This is a genomic window from Pelistega indica (assembly GCF_000506865.1).
In the GTDB taxonomy this organism is placed as follows: domain Bacteria; phylum Pseudomonadota; class Gammaproteobacteria; order Burkholderiales; family Burkholderiaceae_B; genus Taylorella; species Taylorella indica.
This window is the reverse complement of the sequence record NZ_AYSV01000031.1, coordinates 1-4,933: the sequence shown is the minus strand read 5'-3', so window position 1 is coordinate 4,933 and position 4,933 is coordinate 1. Positions and strand designations below refer to the sequence as shown.

General features: G+C 38.6%; 5 protein-coding genes. 4 read left to right on the top strand and 1 reads right to left on the bottom strand.

The window, feature by feature from the left end; translation table 11 throughout:
- The 4 genes from V757_RS27855 to V757_RS17785 form a co-directional block, all read left to right on the top strand.
- Positions 1 to 128: IS66 family transposase (locus V757_RS27855; RefSeq protein WP_023949634.1), on the top strand; the 128-nt coding region annotated here is incomplete at its 5' end.
- Positions 129 to 540: 412 nt separating this feature from the next.
- A complete protein-coding gene (locus V757_RS17795; protein WP_023949632.1) occupies positions 541 to 1,905 on the top strand; it encodes an FAD-binding oxidoreductase in 1,365 nt (454 codons plus the stop codon).
- A gap of 100 nt (positions 1,906 to 2,005) precedes the next feature.
- Positions 2,006 to 3,394 (top strand): FAD-binding oxidoreductase, encoded by a 1,389-nt coding sequence (locus V757_RS17790; protein WP_023949630.1) that lies wholly within the window; start codon positions 2,006 to 2,008, stop codon positions 3,392 to 3,394.
- A gap of 22 nt (positions 3,395 to 3,416) precedes the next feature.
- Complete coding sequence (locus V757_RS17785) at positions 3,417 to 4,325, top strand: aldose epimerase family protein (protein ID WP_023949628.1); 909 nt, start codon at positions 3,417 to 3,419, stop codon at positions 4,323 to 4,325.
- Between the two features lie 146 nt (positions 4,326 to 4,471).
- On the opposite strand, the gene V757_RS17780 is transcribed toward V757_RS17785, so the two are convergent.
- On the bottom strand, positions 4,472 to 4,933 hold a 462-nt coding region (locus tag V757_RS17780), incomplete at its 5' end, for an IS3 family transposase (RefSeq protein ID WP_023949626.1).

Below are 4,933 nucleotides of genomic sequence, written 5' to 3'. Positions count from 1 at the left end.
TCAGCAATGGCCATGACCCTTATGCTYASCTTAAGGATGTGTTGGAACGATTGCCGACACAGAAAGCGAAGGACATTGCTGAGCTTCTGCCTCATCGTTGGCAAGCGCCAAACGACACCAAGAATTAACACAATGCCCCGACAAAATCGGGGCATTGAACGTTTAAAAACGGAAGTCAATCGGAGTTCACCGGACGCTTACCTTTCGGCGTGCAGGTTTAATCATGAATGTTAAGTGATTTTTCTTGCAGTGTTACGATAAAACCTGCATCTCAAAAAGTTCAAATTTTCTAACTATGTAATAAGAGATGTAGGGACTGATAGTGATGAAACCCCTACTAATAGTGCATTAAATTAAGATGTTAAATTTACCCATGAAGGTATAGAGAATGCATTGTAGATTTTTCTACTGATCTTCTATTTATTGCTTGCGACAATAATTGGTTTTAATAACAAAATCTACTAAGCTTAGGTATATCCAGTCATTATCAGATGGTTTAAAATTAATACATTATTTAAAGCTTAAAAAATAGGTTTGCGGATGGCACAAGATAAGTTTATCGGTTTAATAGCGGGCATCTCTTATATTCAGGATGCTGATCAATTAGAAAAATATAGTACGGATAGTAGTGGCTATGAAGCAGCATTACCATGTATTGTGGTCAGACCTGTCACGACAGATGAAGTAGTGCGTGTTGTTAACGCGTGTAGTGATTGCCATTTGGGCTATACCATTCAAGGCGGTTTAACAGGCTTAGCTGGTGGTGCACGTCCTGATAAAGGTGATGTGGTTATCTCGCTCGAACTAATGAATAAAATAGAAGAAATCGATACTATTGGTGGTACGGTAGTTGTTCAAGCAGGTGTAGTATTAGAAGATATTCAAAATGCTGTACAAGAGAGTGGATGGTATTTCCCTTTGGACTTGGGAGCTCGTGGATCTTGCCAGATAGGTGGTAATATTTCTACGAATGCAGGTGGAAATAAAGTTTTTCGCTATGGTACTACCCGAGAACTAGTACTAGGTTTAGAGGTTGTTTTGCCTGATGGTACTGTTCTAAATATGCTTAATAGAGTGATTAAAAACAATACTGGTTTAGACTTAAAGCATTTGTTTATAGGGACAGAAGGACGTTATGGTATAGTAACTCGGGCGTGTTTACGGTTGTTTCCTAAGCCAGAGGCACGTTTTAGTGCTTTAACAGGTCTAAACTCATTTAATGATGTCACTTTATTATTAAAAGAAGCAAGAGGAAAAGTGGCAGAGTTATCTAGCTTTGAGGTGATGTGGGATAATTATTTACTCAAAGCATCGCAAAGTATTAATAAACCAGCCCCCTTCAATGGGCAATATCCAATTTATGTATTGCTTGAAGTAGAAGGTGGGGTAGAAGGATTAGAAGAGAAATTTAACCGCTTCTTAGAGCGACAGTTAGAGAGTGGATTAGTAGCTGATGTGATTATTCCACAAAGTGAAGAGCAAGCAAAAGCTATTTGGAAAATCAGAGATGCTAGTGGTGAAACAATGGCAAAAATTAGTCCTGCCGTAGCTTTTGACATAGGCATTCCGTTAAAAAATATGCAAACATTTATTGAAGAAACCATTAATGCACTAGAAGAACAGTATCCTACCGCAGTAAACTTATTATTTGGACATTTGGGTGATGGTAATCTGCATTTAACAACAGGTTGCTTGACACCAGAACAGCTATTACCTGTAGAGGAACTAGTTTATAAATTGACAGGTAAATACAATGGCAGTATCACAGCAGAGCATGGTATTGGTCGGATTAAAAAACCTTTCTTATCTGTCAGTCGAAGTGCAGAACAAATCAAGGTAATGCAAAATATCCGTAAATTATTTAATGTTAATGATTTACAGAATAAAGCAAGGGTAATAGACTAGAGTCTTATGTGTTGACTAATAAATATTAGCTGTTTTGTAAGAAATTATTCAAATTAATTTATATTTAAAAATTTTAAAAATAAAATAAATGGAAAGTTATATGAAAAGAGTAATGAGTGTTGAGGCACAAAAAGCATTTGAGGCTCAATTTGGTCAGCAATTTGTAGTGAGTGAAGCGGTGCGTGAGCATCATGCTAGAGATGAGTCTGCTTATGACAAGTTTTTACCAGATGCGGTAGTATTTGCACATAATACAGAAGATGTAATTGCCGCCGTGAATATCTGTAGAGAATATAATCTACCACTTATTCCTTATGGTGCGGGTACTTCTATTGAAGGACATATTCTTCCTATTTATGGTGGTATCAGTTTGGATCTAAGCGAAATGAATAAGGTCTTGTCTGTAGATGATCAGGACTTCACCGTAACTGTACAACCGGGTGTATTGCGTATGCAATTGAATGAGGAAATCAAGCAGACAGGTTTGTATTTTCCTATTGATCCAGGCGCAAATGCCTCAATAGGAGGAATGGTCAGTACGCGTGCATCAGGTACAACTGCAGTCAAATATGGCACTATGCGAGAAAATGTATTGTCACTTAAAGTGGTGACAGCGGATGGTAAATTACTCAAAACGAGTAGCAGAGCAGCTAAATCTTCTGCTGGCTATGATTTAACTCGATTATTTATTGGTAGTGAAGGGACATTAGGTGTCGTTGTGGAAATTACGCTAAAGGTCTATCCAATCCCAGAAGAAATTATTGCCGCAATTTGTTCTTTCCCAACCTTGGAGGACGCTGTTAATTGTACGGTAATGGTAAAGCAAAGTGGTACAAATATTGGACGAGTAGAATTTCTTGATAGTCATGCTATTAAGGCAGTAAATGCATATAGTCATTTAAGTTTAAAAGAACAACCTACCTTGTTTTTTGAGTTTCATGGCTCTGCTACAGGTATTCAGGAGCAAATAGAATTAATAAAAGAATTTGTTCATGAAAACAATGGTTCTGATTTTGACTGGGCGAGTAAGACAGAGGATCGTAATCGATTATGGACAGCAAGACATAATGCTTATTTTGCTAGTTTACAGTTACGCCCTAACTCTCGCAGTATCACGACAGATGTTTGTGTGCCTATTTCCAAATTGGCTGAATGCGTATCTGAAACAGCAAAAGATTTAGAGACAATCAGCTTTCCATGGACTATGCTAGGTCATGTGGGGGATAGTAATTTCCACGTATTGATGATGATTGATCCAAATAGTGATAGCGAACGTGAGGCGGCTGAACGCTTGAATCATCGTTTAGTTCAACGTGCGATTGCTCTAGATGGAACCTGTACAGGTGAGCATGGTATTGGCATACATAAGATGGATTTTCTAAAAGAAGAACTGGGCGAGGATATGATAGAGATGATGCGTCGAGTTAAACATGCGTTTGATCCTCAAAATATTTTGAATCCCGGCAAAGTATTTAGCTGGGAGGCGTAAGTATTTTTGCGTATAGCTTGCCATGAGTCAACGGAACATTATTACGTTAGCTTATGCTAATCAAGAGCTGGATATTGTTCCTTCTCTTGGAGCGGCGATAGCACGTTATCAAGTCATTCACCAAGGAAAAACCTATGATTTTTTGAGAAGAGCATCGAAAGGTGCGATTGATCAAGGAGTGATTAGTGAAATGGCAAGCTTTTTAATGGCTCCTTGGGCTGGACGAATACAAAATGGAACCTTTAATTATCAAGGTAAAGACATCCATTATCCAAGCAGTATCCCTAATTTTCCACACAGTATGCATGGATTCACCAGAGATAAAGCGTGGCATATTGTAGAGCAAACGGCACAGATGGCATTGCTAGCGTTTAATCATAGCGAGAATCACGATTGGCCCTTTAGTTTTGAGTTATTTCAACGCGTTGAATTAACGTATACTGGCGTTACTATTAGTGTAACAGTACAAAATATAGGTGATACAGATATGCCTTTTAGTCTAGGTCACCATCCATTTTTCCCATGTAATGAACATACCTTAATTAAAACAAATGTTCAACGAGCTTGGTATAGTGATGATGAGCTAATGCCAATAGTCTTAAACACACATCCCGCCTGTCAGAAACTAGCACAAGGACTGTATGTTCAAGAGCAGGGTTTTGATACGATTTTTACTGATTGGGATAAAAAAGTTGAGATTTATTGGTTAGATGAACGACGCTATTTACGTTATTACGTTACGGAACCAATGGGTTTCTTTGTACTGTATAACCCTCCTGGTGAAAAATGGTTCTGTGCAGAGCCGTTTGGTAATATTACAAATAGCTTTAATTTGCGAGAAAAATTTCCTCAAGAAACCATTGGTGGTATGGATATCAAAGCAGGGGAAAAAATAGAAACTAGATTTGAATTGGTGCCGGGGTTTGACTAGGATGAAAAAGTTTCTAGAAATAAAATTTAAAAACATATAATCTGGTAATATTTTAGAAAACTTTTGATAAAATTTATTCATTTTTATCATGAATAGAAAAAGAGATTTAACATGAAAAATCGTATACCAGTGAACCTACCCCATTCTTAACACAGCTTTAAAGTAGAATATGCTCTCTGCCTGTACTCGACAGGACTTAAACGATCTAATGACTCATGAGGTCTTTCAGTATTGTAAATGTTTATCCACGCCTCTGTATGCCAACGCACCTGATCGAGCGTCGTGAATAAATGCATATCCAACACTTCCTCACGGTAGGTTCGATTGAACCGCTCAATATAGGCGTTCTGATAAGGGCATCCCGGCTCAATAAAGTCAATCAGAATGCCTCGCTGCTGCGCCCACTGCGTGAACTCTGTGGAAGTAAACTCAGGCCCGTTGTCCGTACGAATACACTGCGGATATCCATGGGCTTCCCCAAGCTGATCTAAAAAGCGAGTCACCCGAATAGCGGGCAGACTCACCCCTATGTCGATGCCTAGCACCTCACGGTTAAAGTCATCTATCACGTTAAGTGTACGGAACCGACGGCCGACCCSTGAGACTGA

Bases quoted from the DNA above. Each gene is read 5' to 3' on its own strand.
- V757_RS17795 (WP_023949632.1), top strand. From the start codon at position 541: ATGGCACAAGATAAGTTTATCGGTTTAATAGCGGGCATCTCTTATATT.
- V757_RS17790 (WP_023949630.1), top strand. From the start codon at position 2,006: ATGAAAAGAGTAATGAGTGTTGAGGCACAAAAAGCATTTGAGGCTCAA.
- V757_RS17785 (WP_023949628.1), top strand. From the start codon at position 3,417: ATGAGTCAACGGAACATTATTACGTTAGCTTATGCTAATCAAGAGCTG.